This window comes from Sphingomonas sp. (assembly GCF_031361285.1).
Classification (GTDB): domain Bacteria; phylum Pseudomonadota; class Alphaproteobacteria; order Sphingomonadales; family Sphingomonadaceae; genus Sphingomicrobium.
In genome coordinates, this window is sequence record NZ_JANMCO010000145.1 from 1 (window position 1) to 19,199 (window position 19,199).

General features: G+C 64.6%; 19 protein-coding genes and 1 tRNA gene. 11 read left to right on the forward strand and 9 right to left on the reverse strand.

Going from position 1 to position 19,199, the window contains the following annotated elements; genetic code table 11:
* The 5 genes from RMO25_RS11855 to RMO25_RS13860 all read left to right on the forward strand — a co-directional run.
* On the forward strand, window positions 1-1,605 hold a 1,605-nt coding region (locus RMO25_RS11855), incomplete at its 5' end, for a GTP-binding protein (protein ID WP_309662807.1).
* 40 nt (window positions 1,606-1,645) lie between these two features.
* Window positions 1,646-1,921 (forward strand): type II toxin-antitoxin system prevent-host-death family antitoxin, encoded by a 276-nt coding sequence (locus RMO25_RS11860; RefSeq protein WP_309662808.1) that lies wholly within the window; start codon window positions 1,646-1,648, stop codon window positions 1,919-1,921.
* Window positions 1,918-2,190: a Txe/YoeB family addiction module toxin gene (locus tag RMO25_RS11865; protein WP_309662809.1), complete on the forward strand. Its 273-nt coding sequence runs from the start codon at window positions 1,918-1,920 to the stop codon at window positions 2,188-2,190. The genes RMO25_RS11860 and RMO25_RS11865 overlap by 4 nt, the downstream gene beginning before the upstream one ends.
* A 130-nt stretch (window positions 2,191-2,320) precedes the next feature.
* Window positions 2,321-4,381 (forward strand): alkaline phosphatase D family protein, encoded by a 2,061-nt coding sequence (locus RMO25_RS11870; protein ID WP_309662810.1) that lies wholly within the window; start codon window positions 2,321-2,323, stop codon window positions 4,379-4,381.
* 125 nt (window positions 4,382-4,506) lie between these two features.
* Window positions 4,507-4,857, forward strand: coding sequence for a PilZ domain-containing protein (locus RMO25_RS13860; RefSeq protein ID WP_405051882.1), 351 nt, complete (start codon window positions 4,507-4,509; stop codon window positions 4,855-4,857).
* A gap of 78 nt (window positions 4,858-4,935) precedes the next feature.
* On the opposite strand, the gene RMO25_RS11875 is transcribed toward RMO25_RS13860, so the two are convergent.
* Window positions 4,936-5,490, reverse strand: coding sequence for a hypothetical protein (locus RMO25_RS11875; protein WP_309662811.1), 555 nt, complete (start codon window positions 5,488-5,490; stop codon window positions 4,936-4,938).
* A 150-nt stretch (window positions 5,491-5,640) separates the two neighbouring features.
* On the opposite strand from RMO25_RS11875, the gene RMO25_RS11880 reads away from it, so the two are divergent.
* A complete protein-coding gene (locus RMO25_RS11880; protein ID WP_309662812.1) occupies window positions 5,641-6,429 on the forward strand; it encodes an SDR family NAD(P)-dependent oxidoreductase in 789 nt (262 codons plus the stop codon).
* A gap of 334 nt (window positions 6,430-6,763) precedes the next feature.
* Here RMO25_RS11880 and RMO25_RS11885 read toward each other — a convergent pair whose 3' ends face one another.
* Entirely contained in the window at window positions 6,764-7,165 is a 402-nt protein-coding gene (locus RMO25_RS11885; RefSeq protein ID WP_309662813.1) for an EVE domain-containing protein, read from the reverse strand.
* Window positions 7,166-7,532: 367 nt separating this feature from the next.
* Between RMO25_RS11885 and RMO25_RS11890 the strand changes: the two genes are divergently transcribed.
* Window positions 7,533-8,246: a cell wall hydrolase gene (locus RMO25_RS11890; protein ID WP_309662821.1), complete on the forward strand. Its 714-nt coding sequence runs from the start codon at window positions 7,533-7,535 to the stop codon at window positions 8,244-8,246.
* 165 nt (window positions 8,247-8,411) lie between these two features.
* The gene (locus RMO25_RS11895; protein ID WP_309662814.1) at window positions 8,412-8,930 is read left to right on the forward strand and encodes a response regulator; all 519 of its coding nucleotides are present in this window, start codon (window positions 8,412-8,414) and stop codon (window positions 8,928-8,930) included.
* Between the two features lie 5 nt (window positions 8,931-8,935).
* On the opposite strand, the gene RMO25_RS11900 is transcribed toward RMO25_RS11895, so the two are convergent.
* The 3 genes from RMO25_RS11900 to RMO25_RS11910 all read right to left on the reverse strand — a co-directional run bounded on the left by RMO25_RS11900 (window position 8,936) and on the right by RMO25_RS11910 (window position 11,190).
* Window positions 8,936-9,649 (reverse strand): carboxypeptidase-like regulatory domain-containing protein, encoded by a 714-nt coding sequence (locus RMO25_RS11900; protein WP_309662815.1) that lies wholly within the window; start codon window positions 9,647-9,649, stop codon window positions 8,936-8,938.
* Entirely contained in the window at window positions 9,646-10,383 is a 738-nt protein-coding gene (locus RMO25_RS11905; protein ID WP_309662816.1) for a glutathione S-transferase family protein, read from the reverse strand. Before RMO25_RS11905 ends, RMO25_RS11900 begins: the two co-directional genes overlap by 4 nt.
* 66 nt (window positions 10,384-10,449) lie before the next feature.
* A complete protein-coding gene (locus RMO25_RS11910) occupies window positions 10,450-11,190 on the reverse strand; it encodes a polysaccharide deacetylase family protein (RefSeq protein WP_309662817.1) in 741 nt (246 codons plus the stop codon).
* A 161-nt stretch (window positions 11,191-11,351) separates the two neighbouring features.
* Here RMO25_RS11910 and RMO25_RS11915 point away from each other — a divergent pair, with 161 nt between their 5' ends.
* Window positions 11,352-12,596 carry a glycosyltransferase gene (locus RMO25_RS11915; protein WP_309662822.1) on the forward strand — a complete coding sequence of 415 codons (1,245 nt, stop codon included), beginning with the start codon at window positions 11,352-11,354 and terminating at the stop codon, window positions 12,594-12,596.
* A gap of 23 nt (window positions 12,597-12,619) precedes the next feature.
* Here RMO25_RS11915 and RMO25_RS11920 read toward each other — a convergent pair.
* Window positions 12,620-12,693: transfer RNA gene (locus RMO25_RS11920), tRNA-Gln, on the reverse strand.
* A gap of 152 nt (window positions 12,694-12,845) precedes the next feature.
* Between RMO25_RS11920 and RMO25_RS11925 the strand changes: the two genes are divergently transcribed.
* Together RMO25_RS11925 and RMO25_RS11930 are read left to right on the forward strand one after the other, a co-directional pair.
* A complete protein-coding gene (locus RMO25_RS11925; protein WP_309662818.1) occupies window positions 12,846-13,904 on the forward strand; it encodes a Ppx/GppA phosphatase family protein in 1,059 nt (352 codons plus the stop codon).
* A 10-nt stretch (window positions 13,905-13,914) separates the two neighbouring features.
* Window positions 13,915-14,589, forward strand: coding sequence for an RlmE family RNA methyltransferase (locus RMO25_RS11930; protein ID WP_309662819.1), 675 nt, complete (start codon window positions 13,915-13,917; stop codon window positions 14,587-14,589).
* 1 nt (window position 14,590) lies between these two features.
* Here the strand turns inward: RMO25_RS11930 and RMO25_RS11935 are convergent, their stop codons facing one another.
* The 3 genes from RMO25_RS11935 to RMO25_RS11945 form a co-directional block, all read right to left on the reverse strand.
* Window positions 14,591-15,301 (reverse strand): DsbA family protein, encoded by a 711-nt coding sequence (locus tag RMO25_RS11935; protein WP_309662820.1) that lies wholly within the window; start codon window positions 15,299-15,301, stop codon window positions 14,591-14,593.
* A complete protein-coding gene (locus RMO25_RS11940) occupies window positions 15,298-16,689 on the reverse strand; it encodes a M48 family metalloprotease (RefSeq protein ID WP_405051881.1) in 1,392 nt (463 codons plus the stop codon). Before RMO25_RS11940 ends, RMO25_RS11935 begins: the two co-directional genes overlap by 4 nt.
* A gap of 67 nt (window positions 16,690-16,756) precedes the next feature.
* Window positions 16,757-19,192 (reverse strand): ribonuclease E/G, encoded by a 2,436-nt coding sequence (locus RMO25_RS11945; protein ID WP_309662824.1) that lies wholly within the window; start codon window positions 19,190-19,192, stop codon window positions 16,757-16,759.
* Window positions 19,193-19,199 lie beyond the last annotated feature (7 nt).

Consider the following 19,199-nt stretch of genomic DNA (forward strand, 5'->3'; position numbering starts at 1 on the left):
CCCGGCCACGCCGATTTCGGCGCCGAGGTCGAGCGCATCCTGTCGATGGTCGACGGCGTTATCCTGCTGGTCGACGCCGCCGAAGGGCCGATGCCGCAGACCAAGTTCGTCACCGGCAAGGCGCTCGCACTGGGCCTGCGCCCGATCGTCGTCGTCAACAAGATCGATCGCCCCGATGCGCGCCCCGCCGAAGTGCTCGACGAAATCTTCGAACTGTTCCTCAATCTCGATGCGAGCGACGAGCAGCTCGATTTCCCGACGCTCTACGCCAGCGGCCGCGCCGGCTATGCCGGGCTGACCGACGACGTCCGTTCCGGCGATCTCGCGCCGCTGTTCAACGCGATTGTCGCCAATGTCCCCGCGCCGCGGGTCGACGCCGGCCCGTTCAAAATGCTCGCCACCCTGCTCGACCGCGACAATTTCGTCGGCCGCGTGCTGACCGGCCGCATCGCCAGCGGCAAATTGACCCTCAACATGCCGATCCGCGCCATCGACGGCGACGGCAAGGTGGTCGAGGAAGGCCGCGCGACCAAGATCATGGCTTTCCGCGGGCTTGAGCGCGTGGCGGTCGAGAGCGCCGAAGCGGGCGAGATTGTCGCCATCGCCGGCCTGACCATTGCCACCGTCGCCAACACCATCGCCGACCCGTCGGTGGCGGCGCCCATCTACGCCCAGCCGATCGACCCGCCGACTCTGGCGATGACCTTCAGCGTCAACGATTCGCCGATGGCCGGCCGCGAAGGCTCGAAAGTCACCAGCCGCATGATCCGCGACCGTCTCGCCCGCGAGGCCGAGGGCAATGTCTCGTTCCACATCACCGAAAGCGCCGACAAGGACGCGTTCGAGGTCGCCGGCCGCGGCGAGCTGCAGCTCGGCGTGCTCATCGAGACCATGCGCCGCGAGGGCTTCGAATTGTCGATCAGCCGCCCCCGCGTGCTGTTCCGCGATGGTGCCGATTCGGCGACCGGTGGCCGCGAGGAGCCGTTCGAGACCGTCGTCGTCGACGTCGACGATGCCTACGCCTCGACCGTCGTGTCCAAGATCCAGCTGCGCAAGGGCGACCTCACCGAGCAGCGCCCGTCGAGCGGCGGCAAGACCCGGCTGGTCTTCTCGGCCCCGAGCCGCGGCCTGATCGGCTATCATGGCGAATTCCTGTCCGACACGCGCGGCACCGGCATCATGAACCGCCTGTTCGAACGCTATGCCCCGTACAAAGGCCCGATCGAGGGTCGCCAGACCGGCGTGCTGATCTCCAACGCGGCTGGCAAGACGGCGGCTTATGCGTTGAATACGCTCGAGGACCGCGGCGCGCTGATGGTTTCGCCGGGCGAGCAAGTCTATGAAGGCATGATCGTCGGCGAGAACGCCAAGCCCGAGGATCTCGAGGTCAATCCGTTGAAAGCCAAGGCGCTGACCAACTTCCGCGTCAGCGGCAAGGAAGACACGATCCGCCTGACGCCGCCCAAGCGGCTGACCCTCGAGCAGGCGATCGCCTACATCGACGAGGATGAGCTGGTCGAAGTCACGCCCAAGTCCATCCGCCTGCGCAAACGCCACCTCGATCCACACGAGCGCAAGCGCGCCAACCGCGCCAAGGCGGCCTAACGGTCTTGCGGCGGCGTCAGATGTACGCTATCTTGTACAGATGATCCACGTCAGCTTCACCGACCTTCGCAAGCGGCTTGCCCATTTCATGGACCGGGCGGTGGATGATCGCGCCCCCGTGCTGGTAACGCGCCAGGGCCATGAGCCGGTGGTGATGATGGCGCAGAGCGATTATGACAGCATGGTCGAGACGCTCTATCTCCGTTCCAGTCCGGAGAATGCCCGGCGGCTGGACGAGAGCATCGCCGCGGCGAACCGGGGTGAGGTTTTCGAGGTCGTGTGGGATGAAGAGACGCAGGCGCTCAAGCGCCCGTGAGGCTCACCTTCACTGCGGATGGCTGGGAGGATTATCTATTCTGGCAGTCCGACAATCCCAAGCTGCTCGCGCGGATCAACGAGCTGCTGCGGGACGCGATGCGCTCGCCCTTCAAGGGCATCGGTAAACCCGAACCGTTGCGCGACGACTGGTCGGGCTGGTGGTCGCGGCGGATCGATAGCGAACATCGCCTGGTTTATCGCGTGACCGAGAAAGCCGGCGCCCAACAACTCGCAGTCGCGCGCTGCCGCTTTCAACATTCGCGCTGAGCGGTAAAGCCACTGTGGCTTGCTTGAAGAACGACGTTGGTCGATGTTTCGGGACGCCTTGTCGCTCCGCCGTTGCCGCTAACTAAGTCGCAATCGCAGGCTCTCCCCAGGTCTTTCAAGGGGGGAACGCATGAGCCTGAACCGTCGGCAATTCCTCCAGACCAGCGCCGCCATCGGCGCATCGCTCGCCTTGGCGGGGCCGGCCACAGCCTCGCGGACCGCCTGGCGCGAACGCCGCGATCTGTATCCCGAAGGAGTCGCGTCCGGCGATCCGGGTCCCGACAGCGTCATACTCTGGACAAGGCGGCCTTACGATCAAGGTACTCGCCATGTCCTCACCGTCGAAATCGCCGAGGACGAGGCCTTTCGCCACGTCATATCCCACGCCCCCGCGGCCGTGTCGGCGGCGGCCAACTGGACGTGCCGGGTGCTCGCCGGCGGGCTCAAGCCGATGCGCGTCTATTGGTATCGGTTCGTCGACGCCGACGGCAACGGCAGCCGCGTCGGCCGGACCATCACCGCGCCCAAGCCCAACGATCCGCGCCCGGTCAATTTCGCCTTCGTCAGCTGCCAGAGCGTCAACGAAGGCAAGCTCAACGCCTACCGCCGGATGATCTTCGAGGATCAGCGCACGCCGCCGCCCGAACAGCTCGGCTTCGTCCTCCATCTCGGCGACTTCATCTACGAGGTCGTCCAATATCCCGACGAGGTGAAGACCCGCTACGACCGCACCATTTACGAGGTCGCCCGCATCCCCGACGGGCTGAAGGTCGGCAATTTCCACATCCCGCTGACGGTCGAGGGCTATCGCGCCGTCTACAAAGGTTATCTCGCCGACCCCGACTTGCAGGATGCCCGCGCCCGCTGGCCGTTCGTCGCCATGTGGGACAATCACGAATTCTCCTGGCAGGGCTGGCAGAGCATCCTCAAGGCCGGCAAGATCGAGCGCCCCGGACAAAGCGTCAAGATCGCCGCCAACCAGGCCTGGTTCGAATATCAGCCGGCCCGCGTCGCCGCGCCCGGCGGTTCGCTCGAACGCTTCGATCCGCCGGCCGTGAAGGACGTTCCGATCACCAAGTTCGACGACAACGGCCTCGGCATCGAACCCAACAACCTCATCGCCATCAACAGCCTCAAGGGCTACCGCGCCTTCCGCTACGGCCGCCACCTCGACATGATCATCACCGATCAGCACAGCTATCGCGGCCCCGACCCGTTCAGCGATCCGTCGCTCGACAAGCTCGGCGGTGACGAATTCGGCATGTTCCCCGAAGACGTCATCCAAATGCTCGATGGTGGGCGGGCGTTCAACGGCGGCAACCCGCCGGCCGAGGTCCGCTTTGGCGATGCGCACGTTCCCAATCCGCAACGCGCCGCGCCGCCGCAGTCCATCCTCGGCGCCACCCAGAAGGCGTGGTTAAAGGACCGGCTCAAGGCCTCGACCGCGACGTGGAAAATCTGGGGCAATTCCCAGGGCACGCTCGACCAGCGCGCCGATCCGGAAAATCTGCCCGCCGGCCTCACCAAACAGAAGTGGCCGGCGAATACCTTTGGCTCGCTGGGCAGTGGCGACCATGGCAGCGCTTACCATGAGCGCGGCGAAATCTACGGCCTCGTCCGCGACGCCAAGATCACCGGCTTCGCCATCGTCTCGGGCGACCGCCACAGCTTCTGGGCGGGCTATGCCAGCACCGCGCTGCCCCCCGGCAAGTTCGATCCGGTCGGCCTAAGCTTCATTGGCGCCTCGCTCGCCAGCCCCGGCGCGATGGAAGCCAACGAGCATAATTTGCCCAAGGACGCGCCGCTGCGGGCGCTCTACCTCGCCGACCGGCCCGGCGCCGCCAAGCCCGAGTGGACGTTCAACATGCTGCTCCGGCATGGCGTCCGTTCCTGCCTCGATTATGCCAAGAACTTCGACCTCGCCCGCGCCCGCGCTTTGTCCAATCCCGCCCTCGCGCCGCATCTCGAATTCGTCGATTTGGGCGGCCACGGCTATGCCAAGGTGCGCTTGACCGGCGACGCCATGCGCACCGAATTCGTCTGCATCCCGCGCCCCATCACGCGCAGCGAAACCGCCGACGGCGGCCCCCTGCGCTATCGCGTCGCCCACACCGCCAGGCTGTGGCGGGCGGGCGAAACGCCCAAGTTGGAGCAACAAGTGTTGGAAGGCGATGTGGGGTTGTCGATTTAAACTAGCTCCTAGCTCAACTTGGCCGGCGGCCTGGCCCGAATGTCCGCCTTCGACCCGTCGCGCACGTTCGGCGTTTACATTCTGGCAGCAACCCAATGCTACGTCATCGCGACAAGCGAGAAATGATGGCAACCACCGTACCGTCCCCTCCAGACCGTGATCCCTATGCGGACCGCCGCGTCTATCCCCGGGTCCCAGTGGCGTTACCGGCCTTCCTGCGGGCAGCAGGAGAGCGTCTTGCTGTCCAGATTCTCGACCTGTCTCCCGGTGGTGCGAAGCTGGGTTGTCCGGCCAGTCTGCCCAGCGGAGCGCCGGTGATCCTGGACTGCGGAACCCTTGCCCGTGCGGCAGTCGTCAGGTGGCAAAGCGCCGGGGTCATGGGTGTGTGTTTCGACAGCGAGATGGATGCGCGCGAGGCGTCCGCCCTAATCGAACGCTCGAGAGCCATGGCGGCCCGGATCAAGGAGCGGGAATAGCCTCTCCCGCCACGGGTGTTTTTCAATCAGTCCAACGACCGCTTCCGACCCATTGCGGCCATTAGGCAGGCCGCTGAGTCATCGACGTGCGGTGAATTCCCCAAACCCTCTCACAATGGCGCGAACGCAGTCGTGAGGGGTCGGCCCACCTTCCCATATGCCGCGACAGGGACCGGTGAAGACTTCGGGGCGCTCGCGGCGGAGCCATTCCATGGCCTGATGAAACTCCGGCGGGTCATCCGAGCTGTTCCAGACCTTCACGATGCGGCCACCGCGAAACGCAAAATGAAAAGTATCGGTCACATGGTAATCGATGCCGAGAGCCGGAACGAGGTCGTCCTTCACGGTCACTCCGCAGCTGACCTCATCCGCTTTGTCAAAGCGGCACGGCTTTCGCTTCAGAACCGCATAGTGCCCAGCCTCGGCCCAGCCCTGATAGTAGAGGGTGTCGGGCATGGAGCCCGTAGCGTCGGCCATCGCCGCACGGAGACGCGCCAAATCAAACGAGTAGAAAGCGTCGATGAATGCCTCTGATGTCGCGAGCGGCCGCGTATTTGCAGAATTGGCCGACGGTGGGGGCTGCACCGCACAGGCGTTCGCCAAGCTCGCTAGAGCGATGATCCATGCTCGCATGACTTAACTTTGCGTAAGAAATGTCCGCTTTCCACCCAAGATGGTCAGACGTCAGCGGTCGGAATGTATTTCCGAGATTGTGCCCGTGCTAGGGTCGCCACCGTCCGGTTGCACATCGTGACGTATTGGTAACCTCCTGGAGAGAAAGTGATGAGCAATTTGACCGGTAGGCAGCGGCTCGACGACAAGGTGGCGATCATCACCGGAGCCACCGGCGGGATCGGCGAAGCGACCGCGAAGCTCTTCCTCGAACTCGGCGCCAAGGTGATGCTGGTCGGCCGCTCCGCTGACAAATTGGCCGCGACCAGGGCGCGGCTTGAGGCCCATGGCGAAGTCGCGACAAGCCTTTCCGACGCCGCCGACGAGGCCGGCATGGCGGCGGCGGTCGCCGCCACGGTCGATCGTTTTGGCGGCCTCGACATCCTCATCGCCAATGCCGGAATGGAGGGCGTCTTAAAGCCGATTGAAGCGCTGTCGGTCGAGGATTTCGAAGACACGATGCGGACCAACGTCACCGGCGTCTGGCTGGCGATGAAGCACTGCATCGCACCTCTGAAGGCGCGCGGTGGCGGGTCGATCGTGGCTTTGTCGTCAATCGCCGGGGTGATCGGCTTCCCGGCCATGGCCCCCTACATCGCCAGCAAGCATGCCGTTTACGGACTGGTCAAAACCGCCGCGCTGGAGCTTGGCCCGTCGAACATTCGCGTCAATGCGGTCGGGCCAGGCCCGATCGACAACCGGATGATCGATTCGCTTCAGAATCAATTGGCACCGGACGATCCCGAGGCGCTGCGCGCCGGAATCGAAGCCAGCATTGCGATGCGGCGTTATGGCACTAGCGAGGAAGTTGCCCACCTCCTAGCCTTCCTCGGTAGCGATGCGTCGTCCTACTGCAATGGCTCCATCTACATGATCGATGGCGGCTACGTCGCGGCCTGAACGCCCGTTTTTCACCCAAAGCGGACGCAACGGCGCAGAAACAAACCATTTTCCTACACGCCACCTTTCATGGTTTAGACTCGCGGATGCCTGCCCTGAGTCGAGTCGAAGGGAAGCCGGAATTCGCGTCGTTCGCCGGCCAAGTCGCGCCTGCCTCGGCGCGGCGGTGCGGTCGCGGCAACTTCGCACCCCGAATGGCGGCGCGGCCCCCGCGCGAAAGGGGAGCAACCTTGGCAACCTTTCGACCCGCCCCGGGCCGGCGAGCCCCGTCTCATCCCGCCTCGCGCGCACGCGCGCGCGAAAGCTGCATTTGCTGCGTTTCGCCTCCTCACCGTCACCCGCCGGCCATCGCCAGCACCAGCGCCCATTCCGCGTCGCGGACCGGGGCGACCGACAGGCGCGACTGGCGGATCAGCTCCATCCTGGCCAGCTTGGGCTCGGCCTTGATCGCGGCCAGCGTCACGGGCCTGGCCAACGCTCGCACCGGCTTGACCGGGACCTTGACCCAGGCGCCGTCGGGGCCATCGGGCTGGCCCGCGCCAGTGATGGCCATGATGCCGACGACCGCTTTGTCGGCCATGCTGTGGTAGAAGAAGGCCAGGTCGCCGGGCTGCATCGCCCGCAAATGCAGCCGCGCGGCGTTGTTGCGGACCCCGTCCCAATCGGTGCCGCCGGCGCGGACCAAATCGTCCCAGCTGTAACTCGCCGGCTCGGACTTCATCAGCCAATGGGCCATAACGCGGGCGCTCCTCTGGTCGTTCTCTATCGAGTCCCGTCAGGGGACGGTAGGGGCGCGGCAAATTGCTAAAAAATTGCCAGAAAAACGAACAAATTGAAAGCGTTCCGGTTTCCACCCCGCCCATGGCTCGGTTCGCCGCACAGAGGTTTGGAATCTCGCCCAAACACCGTACCTGCCATGCAACGATTGAAGAGCGAGCGAGCCACCAGGCGCTTTAGAAACGCCGGCTCCGGGCAAGACGGACGGACCTCCCGCAACGCGAACGCGGACATTAGCTGCGACGAATTGCAGCGTGGGAACCGGCCGCACAAGGTAAGAGAGCAATTTGATCCGATTTTTGGCAAGCCGCGGCGCGTCCGTGGTGATGGGTTTGTTGATGCTGGTGATGGCCTCGGGCCAGGCGCCTGCTCAGTCCATTGGCGCGCAATCCGTCACGCAATCCGGCCCGTCGTTCGACCTGTCGACCATCACAGCGTCGGCGGTCAAGGCCACCCCCGCGTTCGCACAGCCGCGTTCGATCCAGCCGCGTTCGCTTATGTCGGCGGCGATGGCGCCGGTTCGCCAATTCGTTGCCGCGGTCACCGGCCAGTCGCAGGCGACAACCCTGGCCGTATCCTCGGCCATCGCCCGCGAAGCCGCCTGGCTGTTTCATGGCGGCTGGCCGCTGCGCGCGCTGGTCGATCGCTACAGCGCCGGCGCCCCGCTCGATGCGGAAGCGACCTGCCTGGCGACCGCGGTCTATTTCGAAGCCCGCGGCGAATCGGCCGAAGGCCAGCTGGCGGTGGCGCGGGTGGTGATGAACCGCGCCGCGTCGGGCAAATATCCGCCGACCTGGTGTTCGACCGTCAAGCAGCCGGCGCAATTCTCCTTCGTCCGCAACGGTCAGTTCCCGTCCGTCAAGACCGGCGGCGACGCGTGGCGCAAGGCGCAGGCGATCACCCGGCTGGCGATGAGCAATGCCGTCCCGAGCTTGTCGAGCGACGTCCTGTGGTATCACGCCAATTATGTCGCTCCGTCGTGGGGCCGGCGGCTGACCCGGGCCGAAAAGATCGGCGCACACATCTTCTACCGCACCTAACCCTCGGTCCAGCCCGCGTGCGAGTCGGTTCGTCGTTAACCGGGGCGATGCGGGATTCGCAGCGAGTCCTTTTAGCGCAAAGCTGCAATTCACGGATATTTTCCGAGAGTTAGGGCAATCCCATCAAAGCAATATTTTGATGGGGCCCGTTAGGGAGGGCTCACGGTGCTAAAGATCCTGATTGTCGAGGATGACTCGCAGCTGGCGACAACCTTGAAATATCTGGTCGAGGACAATCCGCGCTATCGCGTGGTGGCGATCGCCGACGACGCCGATAGCGCCATCGCCGCGGCCGAACAGCATGATCCCGACATCGCTTTGCTCGATCTTCACCTGGCGCGCGGCTCGACCGGTTTCCCGGTGGCGGTCCGGCTCGCCGAACTCAATGTCCCGGTGCTGTTCGTCAGCGGCAAGGCCCCCAGCTTTGCGATGCCCGACCTGGCGCTCGGCTGCCTGATGAAGCCGTTCACCGCCGAGGACGTTCACCGCAGCCTGGCGATGGCCGAGGACATGCTGCGCGGCCGCGAGACGCTGCGCCCGAAGCTGCCCCACAACCTCACTTTATATGAACAGACCGATGTCCATCATATCGAGCAGGCCCATACCGAGCATCAAGGCTTCATCCCGTCGCGGCCGTCCTTGAAGACCCGCCTCGAGCATTGGATTTCCGGCTACCAGCACTGACCTGCCTAGTGCGGGCGAGCGGTCGCGTACGACAGCATCAGATAGCGCCCCTCTCCGGGCGGCTCGTCCAATCCGAAGCTACCAATTTTGACCGGAACGGTGCCAGAGTCGCCGGTGCGCACAAATAACCAGCCGCAGTCCAGCAGATCGAGCGTTTGCTCCACGGCGTAGCCCGACTGCGGGGCTTGCGGCGGATTGCCGGTCCCGGACCGGAACGCCACGCCGAGCGGGGCGCGAAAGGATGTCACCGACTTGTCGGCCGAAGGCAGACCCAGCGCGACAAGATCGGAGCCGCTTTCCGGCGCCTTTCGGCCCGCCCCGCTAAACCTCCACCCCATCCGGATTCGGTTGCCCCCGTCACCGAGCGACAAAGTCTTGCCGAAGTCGGCGCCGTCGAACCGCCCACCTACCCAAATCGTCATCGGCGAGCGCGAGCAGAGCGACGTCTGCACCGGAGGATAGCCGGGGGCGCTCACCGACAGGCGATGGCCGCCATCCGCTCCCGCGATGCGGAAATGGCCGTCGGGCCCGCTTTGGGCGCGGTAGGAAAAGTCCTTGTCCCACACCAGTCCGCCGCCGCGAACGCCCCAGCCGCTGGTTGTCACTTCGACCATGGCGTGAGCAATCGGCTGATCGGACGTCGCGTCGCGGACCTCGCCGGACACCGTCGGACTGCAGGCGCTGAGAACGATGGTCGACAGGAGCCAGCCGCGCTTCACAGCCGCATCATCCCGCGTCGCGGCTCGCGCATGCCAAGCGTGTCCTCGGTCAGCGGCGCGCCGGCGTCGAGCAAAGCTTGCCGCCGGCCCTTGATGTCGGCGCTGCGCTGGATGTCCTCGAACACCAAGAGCTTCGCCATCACCGGGTGAGCGAGTACCGCGGCGACGAACCGCGCGACCTTGGGCCAGCGCTCGCCATCGACCGTGAAGCCGGCATAGTCGGCGTTGCGAAAGAAGCTGGCGATCGCGATGTCGGCGACGCCGATCTCGCTGAACAGAAAGCCGACGGCGGGCAATTGGGTTTCGAGATAGTCGAGCGCGGCCGGCGCGTCCTCGGTCAAGGTCTTGGCGATCCGCGCTTCATCGCCGGGCTCGCCCCACACCGCCGGATGGACCACGCGTTGGTAGAACAGCCCCCAGATGAATAGGTCGCCAAGGCGGGTATCGGCATATTCCTCGAGCCAGCGGGCGCGGGCGCGGTCCTTCGGATCGGACGGGAGCAACGGCGTCGCCGGATAGGCCTCGTCGAGATAGGCGCAAATGACGCTGGAATCGCACAGCGTCACATCGCCGTCGATCAGCACCGGGATGCGCCGGAGCGGGCTTAGCGTCGCGAATTCGTCATTGCCGAAGAACGGCGTGATTGGGTCGACCCGATAGTCGAGCCCCTTCAATTCGAGGCAGGCGAGGACCTTGCGGACATACGGGCTAATGAAGCTGCCGATGATCTTCACCTGGTCGCTTCTAGCCGGGCTGGCGACGGCCGCAAAGCGGCCTTGCGGCAGACACCGGGTGCCAAATCAGGATTGGTTGGGAAGAGCTTTCAAAAGTTCTGCGTAACCGCCACGGCGGCGGGTTTTCGCCAATTGGGTGATGGTGACATCGATGCTTCTCAGCAGCGCCGGGACGCGTACATCCGGGGGGTGAACGCCAATCCGCATTACCGGCGGCAGCGGCACATGACGCATCGCACCGGCCAGGGCCAGCGATGACATCTTCCGCCACCGGCTTCGGCTGGCCCAGGTGATGACCGGGCTCCGGACAAGCTCAGCGCCGCGCGTCGGCGACCACACGCGCCAATGATCCTCGGCGAGCTCGACGTTGCAGTCCATCATCGCCTGGCGAGTGCCCGGGCCGTAAAGCCAGGCCGGGGCAATGAAGCCGGTGATCGGGCGCCCAATGATGCCTTCGACGAGGGCTTTGCCATCGCCAATCAGGGCACTCGCCTGGGCACGCGACAATCCCAGGAACTCGCCTTCACCGGCGGTCAGGTGGCGAGCCCGCAAACGGTCGACCGCGCCGGCATGGGCAGTAGAGTCGCGATGACTCCAGCCGTGAAGAAACATTTCGATCCCGCGGTCGCTCCAGTCGCGTAGTCGTGTGGCAAACGGGGAGCCCGAAACGATCGGGCAGTCGCCCCAGTGATTGGGGACGACCAGCATGGCGAGACAATCGCCGACATGCGGGCGCAATCGGTCGAGCAGCCCATCGATTTCGCTCTCATAGCGAGGCGTGACATCGTGGATCGAAACGAGCAGCAATCGGCGTGATGCGGCTGGGGACACATGACTTCTCAATCAGGACAAGAGCGGCTCTTTGCCTCCCTTGCCGTCAATTGGCTAGCACTAGCGACGAGGGCTACCTCATGTGACGTTCACATTTTGACCATTAGCGAGCGCGATCCGGTGCGGAGAGCAAATTGATGCGAATTGTCGATGTCTGTGCATTCTATTCGCCGAACGGCGGGGGCGTTCGCACCTACCTTGAGAACAAACTCAGGGAGGCGCCACGTCTCGGTCACGAGATGATCCTGCTGGTGCCTGGTGAGCGCCACGAGTTTGTGCTTCGCGGGCCAGGCGCGGTCATTGCGACGATTGCGGCGCCGACATTGCCGGTCGACCGGCGCTATCGCTACTTTGACGATCAGGAAGCGCTACATCGAGCACTTGATTTGTGGCAGCCCGATCACGTTGAGGTATCCTCCCCGTGGTCCAGCGCAACCATGGTCGGTCGCTGGCAGGGCCCGGCATCGCGGTCTCTGGTTATGCATGCCGATCCGCTTGCAGCCTACGCCTATCGTTGGCTGGGTCGAGTAGCGAGCATCGCCACGATCGATCGGTGGTTCAGCGGGTTCTGGGATCATCTGCGCGGACTGGACAGGATGTTCGACCTGGTGGTGTGCGCACACCAGACATTGACGGATCGACTGACCGCGGGTGGCTTGCGCAAGGCCGTGACCGTGAGAATGGGGACCGAAGCCGGGCGGTTCTCGCCGCGTCATCGCAGCGAGAAACTTCGCCAATCCATGCTCGACCGACTGGGGTTGCGGGCCGACGCGGTTCTGCTGCTCGGGATTGGCCGCTTCGCTGCCGAGAAACGCTGGCCGATGGTCATTCAGGCAGTCAACAGAGCTCGGCGCACACGTCCCGTCGGGCTAGTCCTGATCGGCGATGGGCCGAACCGTTTGAAACTTGAGCGATTGGCGCGGGGTCTGCCGAATATTGCGGTCCTGCCGGTGATCAATGACCGAGACCAGCTAGCCCGCTTGCTTGCGAGCGTCGACGGCCTTGTTCATGGCTGCGAAGCCGAGACCTTTTGCATGGTCGCGGCGGAGGCTCGCGCAAGCGGTGTGCCGCTGCTGGTTCCCGATTTTGGCGCGGCCTACGATCAATTGCTTGTCGGCGCTGGTGGGTCATACCGAGCCGGGGACGTCCAGTCGCTCGCCCGGGCCATAGTAACCTTTGTCGACCGCGATCCAGCGCGTCAGCGTGCTCAAGCCCGGCTGCAGTGCAAGGTTCGAACTATCGACGATCATTTCACCGAGATATTCACGGCCTATGGCGAGCTTGACGGTAGCCGGAGGCGTTTTGACCAGAGCCTGGCCCCCCACAATCGCCTGGTGAGCCATTCCGCTGGCCTCATTCCCGCCCTCGCCGCGGCGTCCTGAGAATCAGGATCGGGCGAATAGACTGGATGCCCCGCGAGGATTCGAACCTCGATTGACGGATTCAGAGTCCGCAGTCTTACCATTAGACGACGGGGCAGCAGGCGAACGGGCGAGATAGAAAGCCCCCCTCAACCTGTCAACGCGACGCCCTAACCCGCCAAAACTTGCTCTAACCCGCATTAATGTGATTAAACGGGCGCAAGTCAGCTGCTCCTTCAGGGGCGGCCAAAGATAGAACGGGCGTACCCCATGGCGCAGAGAGTCGCCGGCGCGCCGGCTCTGCTGCATGAAAACAGCGGCAAGAGCGGGCCATTGCCAGCCAAGCCGCCCGAGTGGCGGCATGCGCACCGCCACAGCTATGGCGCGGTCGACCTTGGCACCAATAATTGCCGGTTATTGATCGCGCGCCCGGTCGAAGGCGGCTTCACCGTTGTCGACGCATTCTCGCGGGTCGTTCGCCTGGGTGAAGGACTGTCGCAGAGCGGGAAATTGTCCGACGAGGCCATGGACCGAGCGGTCGCGGCGTTGGCAATCTGTGGCGAAAAATTGCGCCGGCGCAACGTTTCGCTGTCGCGCGCGGTGGCCACCGAGGCCTGCCGCCGGGCGGTCAACGGCCGCGATTTCACTGACCGGGTGCGCGAACAGACCGGCATCGCGCTCGACATCATCGCCCCGCAGGAAGAAGCCCGGCTGGCGGTGCTCGGCTGCCACAAGGTGCTGGAACCAGGCGACGGTCCAGCGTTGATCTTCGACATTGGCGGCGGCTCAACCGAACTGGTGCTGATCGACCAGGTCGATGGCGTGCCCAAGATCCGCAGCTGGTGGAGTGCGCCGTGGGGCGTGGTCTCGCTGACCGAGAGCGAAGGCCGCGAGGCGATCGACGGCAAGGACCGCCTGGCGGCCTATAAACGCATGCGCGAACGCGCCCGCCATTCGTTTACCCGCTTTGCCGAAACGCTGCCCAAGACCGCCAAGGACATTCGCCTGCTTGGCACCAGCGGCACGGTAACGACGCTCGCCAGCGTGCATTTGGCGCTGCCTTCGTACGACCGCCGCGCCGTCGATGGCCTGCACGTGCCGACCGCAGCGATGCAGAACATCAGCACGATGATCGCCGAAATGACCTATGAAGAGCGCTCGCGCCTGCCATGCATCGGCCGCGACCGCGCCGACCTGGTGGTTGCCGGTTGCGCAATCCTCGAGGCGATCCTGGAAATTTGGCCAGCGCCAACCCTAGGGGTCGCCGACCGCGGCATTCGCGAGGGTATCCTGCGGTCGCTGATGGCCCGCGACGGCCACCAATTGTGAGGGGCGCCTTGTGAGGGGGGACCGGGGTCTCCACGTCCGCGTGCGCACCGGGCGCGGCCGCACGGTGTCGTCCAACCGCTGGCTCGAACGGCAATTGAATGATCCTTATGTGCGCCGCGCCAAGGCCGATAATTACCGCAGCCGCGCCGCCTACAAACTGCTCGAGCTCGACGAGCGGTTCGGCTTGCTGAAGGGCGTCAAGGCGGTCATCGACCTCGGCATTGCGCCGGGCGGCTGGAGTCAGGTGGTGTCGCGCCGCTCGCCGGGCGCCAGGATTGCCGGTATCGACCTGCTGCCCACCGACCCGATCGACGGCGTTACCATCCTGGTGATGGACTTCATGGACGACGACGCGCCGGCCAGGCTCAAGGAAGCGCTCGGCGGCCCGCCTGACCTTGTCATGTCGGACATGGCGGCCAACACCGTCGGCCACGCGCGGACCGACCATTTGCGCACTATGGGGCTGGTCGAAGCGGGGCTGGAGTTTGCGGTGGAGACATTACGACCGGGCGGTGCGTTCGTCGCCAAGGTGCTGGCCGGCGGTGCCGACAGCAATCTTGTCGCCGAGCTCAAGCGCCACTTCACCACGGTCAAACACGCCAAACCCCCAGCCAGCCGCAAGGAATCATCGGAATGGTACGTCGTCGCCCAGGGCTTCAAGGGGCGCTCGCCAGAGCAACCTTGAACTAACCGCGCGCGCGGGCGTCGGCGATGGCCTTTTTGAGTACGTCGTAACCGACCGCGCTATTCATCACTTTATTGCCGACGATGAACAACGGCGTGCCAGTCGCGCCCAATTGGCTGGCGAGCTTGAAGTTGCGGGTGAGTTCGGCCTCGGCCTCGGGACTGGGGGCGACCGGGATCGTCAGGCCGGCCGCTTGCGTCGCGGCCGCGAAGCTCTCCGGACCCGGTCGTCCGGCCGCCCACAGCGCATCATGGAATTCGCGGAAGTGCCCGGCTTTCGATGCCGCCAGCGACAGGCGGGCCGCGGCGACGCTCTCGGGTCCAAGGATTGGCAGCTCGCGATAAACCACGCGCAGGCCCTTATCCTCTTTGACGAGTTGATCGACGAACGGATTGCTCGCCTTGCAATAGGGGCAGGCGTAATCGAAGAATTCGACCAGCACGACGTCGGGCTTGGCGGCCCCTTTCCACGACGAACCGAACGGCGTTTCAAGCGCCGCACGCTGAGCGGTGAGGGTCGGTTCATACTGCCGGTCGCGCAAGGCGTCAGCGGTATCGACCAGGATTTGCGGATCGGCCAACAGCCCTTGGCGGACGATCCGGCTGCCAACGTAATGCGGCGCCGCGAACAGCAGCAATGCCGCGGTCAGCAAGGCGCCGATCACACCGCCGCCGATGGCTGGCACCAAGGCCGATATCTTCCCCTCGCTCACTCTTCCGGATGCTCCTTCCTGTACTTCTTGTCTTTTCTCAATTCGGTGCGGGACACCATGGCGATGTCCTGCGCGCGAAGATAGTCCGGGGTGCCTTGGGGGATGCCCTTCAAGGCCATCTCCGCGCTGGCCAGCGCCAATTTGGGTTCGCCTTCGAGGTTGTTGCGCTCCGCCGTCGCCAGCGCGGCCCGCGACTGATCACCTTCGCGATCGTAGATAATCCCCAGCTGGTACCAGGCGAACGGGTTCTGATTGTCGCGGTTGACCGCCGCTTTCAGGACCTGCTTGGCCTCGGCGAAATTCTTCGGGTCTTCGGTCGAGATCAGCGCATGGCCCAGCATCGCCGCAATCAGCGGCTGGTCGTTGGCCCGGCCGACCGCCTCGCGCAGCGGCGCGATGGCGTCCGCCGGCTTGCCCGATTCCAGCAGGATCTGCCCTTTCAACTCGAGGAAGAAAGGATCGTGCGGATCGCTCTTCAGGAGGGCGTCGGCCTCCGACAGCGCTTTGTCCGGATAGGCGCCAATATGATAGGCATAGGCACGGGCATAGTGAGCAGGAATGCTCTGATCGCTTTCGGGATATTTGACGATTGCATGCTTGGGATCGACGAAGCCGATCAGCTTGGCCTTGACCCGCTGGAAGCGCGCTTCGAGCGCCGGGTCGGACGGCCGGTTCCAGGCCGGGTCCTTTTGGTAGATTTGCGACAGCGCCTGAATGCGCTCGCTCGATATCGGGTGAGTCTGGTCGTAACTGTCGGTGGCCGCGATCGCGAGCCGATATTCCTGGTTCTGCAGCTTCTTGAAGAATTCGATACTGCCCCTGCCGCTAATCCCGGCGGCCGAAAGATATTTGGCGCCGGCGGAATCGGCCGAGCTTTCCTGGGTGCGGCTGAAGGCGAGGAAGCGGCCGATGGCGGCGCGCTGTCCAGCCATCATGATGCCCATGCCGGCATCGCCGGCGCCGGCGGCAATCGCCAGCGCGCCGAGAACCAATGTGGCAATGCTGATCCCGGTCGCCTCTTTGGTTCCGTCCTGGAGCCGGATCGAGTGGCCACCAGCGACATGGCCCAGCTCGTGAGCGATGACGCCTTGCAACTGGTTGACGTTGTCCGCCGCGACCAACAGGCCGGACTGGATATAGACCGTCTGCCCGGTGGCGACGAAGGCATTGATCTCCGGATCGTTCAACAAAGCGACGTTGGTCGATTTGGGGTCCAGGCCGGCGGCAATGATCAGCGGCCTGGACACGTCGCGAAACAACAGCTCGGTCTCGCTGTCTCGCAAGACCGACTGGGCAGCGGCCGGCTTCGCCGCCGCGAATGCCACGATCAACGCGAGCATCAACAGCCGCGCAAAGCGCGCAATCGGGCTCGAGCGAGGTGGCACCATGCCGCCGCTTACCATCCTTGGGGCTGAACCGGCGATGAAAGCCGGCCCGACCGCAAGCGCCCCGGATCTAGCCGAAGGTCCGCTGCCACCAGCCCGACCGCCGCTCTCCGTCGGCGTCGGTCATCGCCAGGTCATTGTCCGCCGCCGGCACCGACGTGGCCGCTGGATCGGAATCCGATCGCTGACTGACGGGCTCCGCTGCCGCCGCCTTGGTGCGGCGCTTGCGGACCGGCTTGGTCGGCTCCGGCTCGGGTTCTGGCTGAGGCTCGGGCTCCGCCACCGGGGGTGTCGGTGTCGCCGCGACAGCGGGCTTGCGCGCCCTTGGCCGGCGGCGGGTTTTCGGGCCGTCGGCCGCGGCTTCGACGTCATCATTGGCTTCGGCCGCGGTGATGGGCAACTCGTCGGCCACCCGAGGTGCGACCATCGGTGAACTGGCCGCCTCAATGTCGGACGGCGTTTCCGCTCCCGCAGCCGGCTTGCGCCCACGGCGACGTTTCGGCCGAGGCCTCGATTCCTCGCTGCCCTCTCGCTCGGCTTCAATCTCCTCGACCGGTATGGCTGGGGCCGGAGCATCTGCCTCGACGCCCTCTTCGGCCGATCCGGGCATTTGCCCGTCACGACGTCCACGGCCGCGGCCACCACGGCGTCGGCGTCGGCGCCGACGCGGGCCTTCGCCGTCATCGTCGCGGGGACGTTCGCGGTCACGGTCGCGATCTCGGGGCGCGTGTTCCGGTTCGTCGGCGAGCTCGTCGGACCCGCCGGCTTGGGCTTCGATCTCCTCTTCGCCCTCGTCTTCCTCGTCGAAATCTTCGTCGACCGGCGCTGCAATGGCCTCCTGCCGCTGGGGAGCGACCGGGCGAGGCCCGGAGCTTTCGACGCCCATCCTGGCACCCTCGAGACTCTCGTCGATCAGCACTTCAATCGAAACGCCGTACCGTTGCTCAATTTCACCCAGTTCGAGACGCTTCTTGTTGAGCAAATAAACAGCCGCCTCGCGCCCGGCGCGGAGAACAATCTTGTCGCCGCGGCCGCGGGCGGCCTCGTCCTCGATCATCCGGAGCGCCGACAGGCCGGCCGACGCCGCGGTCCGCATCAAGCCGGTGCCTTCACAATGGACACAAGGCTTGGTCGACGCCTCCAATACGCCGGTGCGGAGCCGCTGCCGGCTCATCTCCATCAGGCCGAAACTCGAAATGCGGCCAACCTGAATCCGGGCGCGGTCGTTCTTCAGCGCGTCCTTCATCGCTTTCTCGACTTTGCGGTTATGGCCCGACTGTTCCATGTCGATGAAATCGATGACGACCAGGCCGGCCATGTCGCGCAACCGCAGCTGGCGGGCGATTTCGGCGGCCGCCTCGAGGTTGGTCGCATAAGCAGTCTGTTCGATATTGTGTTCGCGGGTCGATCTGCCCGAATTGATGTCGATCGACACCAGCGCTTCGGTCGGGTTAATCACCAGATACCCCCCCGAAGGCAGCTGGACGACCGGGTGATACATTGCCGACAGCTGGTCTTCGACGCCGTAACGCTGAAACAGCGGGGTTACTTCAATGTGCTGCTTCACGCGGCGCACGTGGCTCGGCATCAGCAGCTTCATGAAGCCGCGCGCCGCTTTGTAGCCGTCTTCGCCCTCGACCAGCACTTCGTCGATTTCGCGGTGATAGAGGTCGCGGATGGCGCGCTTGATGAGGTCGCTGTCGCGGTAAATCAGGGCGGGGGCGCTGCTGTTGAGCGTACGCTCGCGGATTTCGTCCCACAGCCGGGCGAGATAATCGAAGTCGCGTTTGATTTCGACCTTGGTTCGCGACAGGCCGGCGGTGCGGACGATCAGCCCCATCACCGAAGGCAGGTTCAAGTCGGACATGATCGACTTCAAGCGCTTGCGATCGGCGCCATCGGAAATCTTGCGACTGATGCCGCCGCCGTGGCTGGTATTGGGCATCAGCACGCAATAGCGGCCGGCCAAGCTCAGATAGGTGGTCAGCGCGGCGCCCTTATTGGCGCGTTCTTCCTTGACCACCTGCACCAGCAGAACCTGGCGACGCTGGATGACGTCCTGGATCTTATAGCGCCGACGCAGCGATTCGCGCCGCTTGCGCAGCTCATCCGCGGCCGATTCATCGACCGGCGAGCGGTTGGAGCCGGTGCCGGTCTCATTCGACTCGTCGTCGCCGGATCCATCATCACCGCCAATGTCATCGTCGACGTGTTCTTCGTCGCGGCGCTTCTTCGACTTGCGGTCCTCGGCGTCATATTCGGCGGAGCGCAGGCGCTCTTCCTCAGCGGCGTGCTCGGCCTCTTCGCGCAACAAGGCGTCGCGGTCGGACTTGGGGATTTGATAATAATCGGGATGGATTTCCGAGAAGGCGAGGAAGCCGTGGCGATTGCCGCCATAATCGATGAACGCCGCCTGGAGCGACGGTTCAACGCGGGTTACCTTGGCGAGATAGATATTACCTTTGAGCTGCTTGTGCTCGGCGGACTCGAAATCAAATTCTTCGATCCGGGTT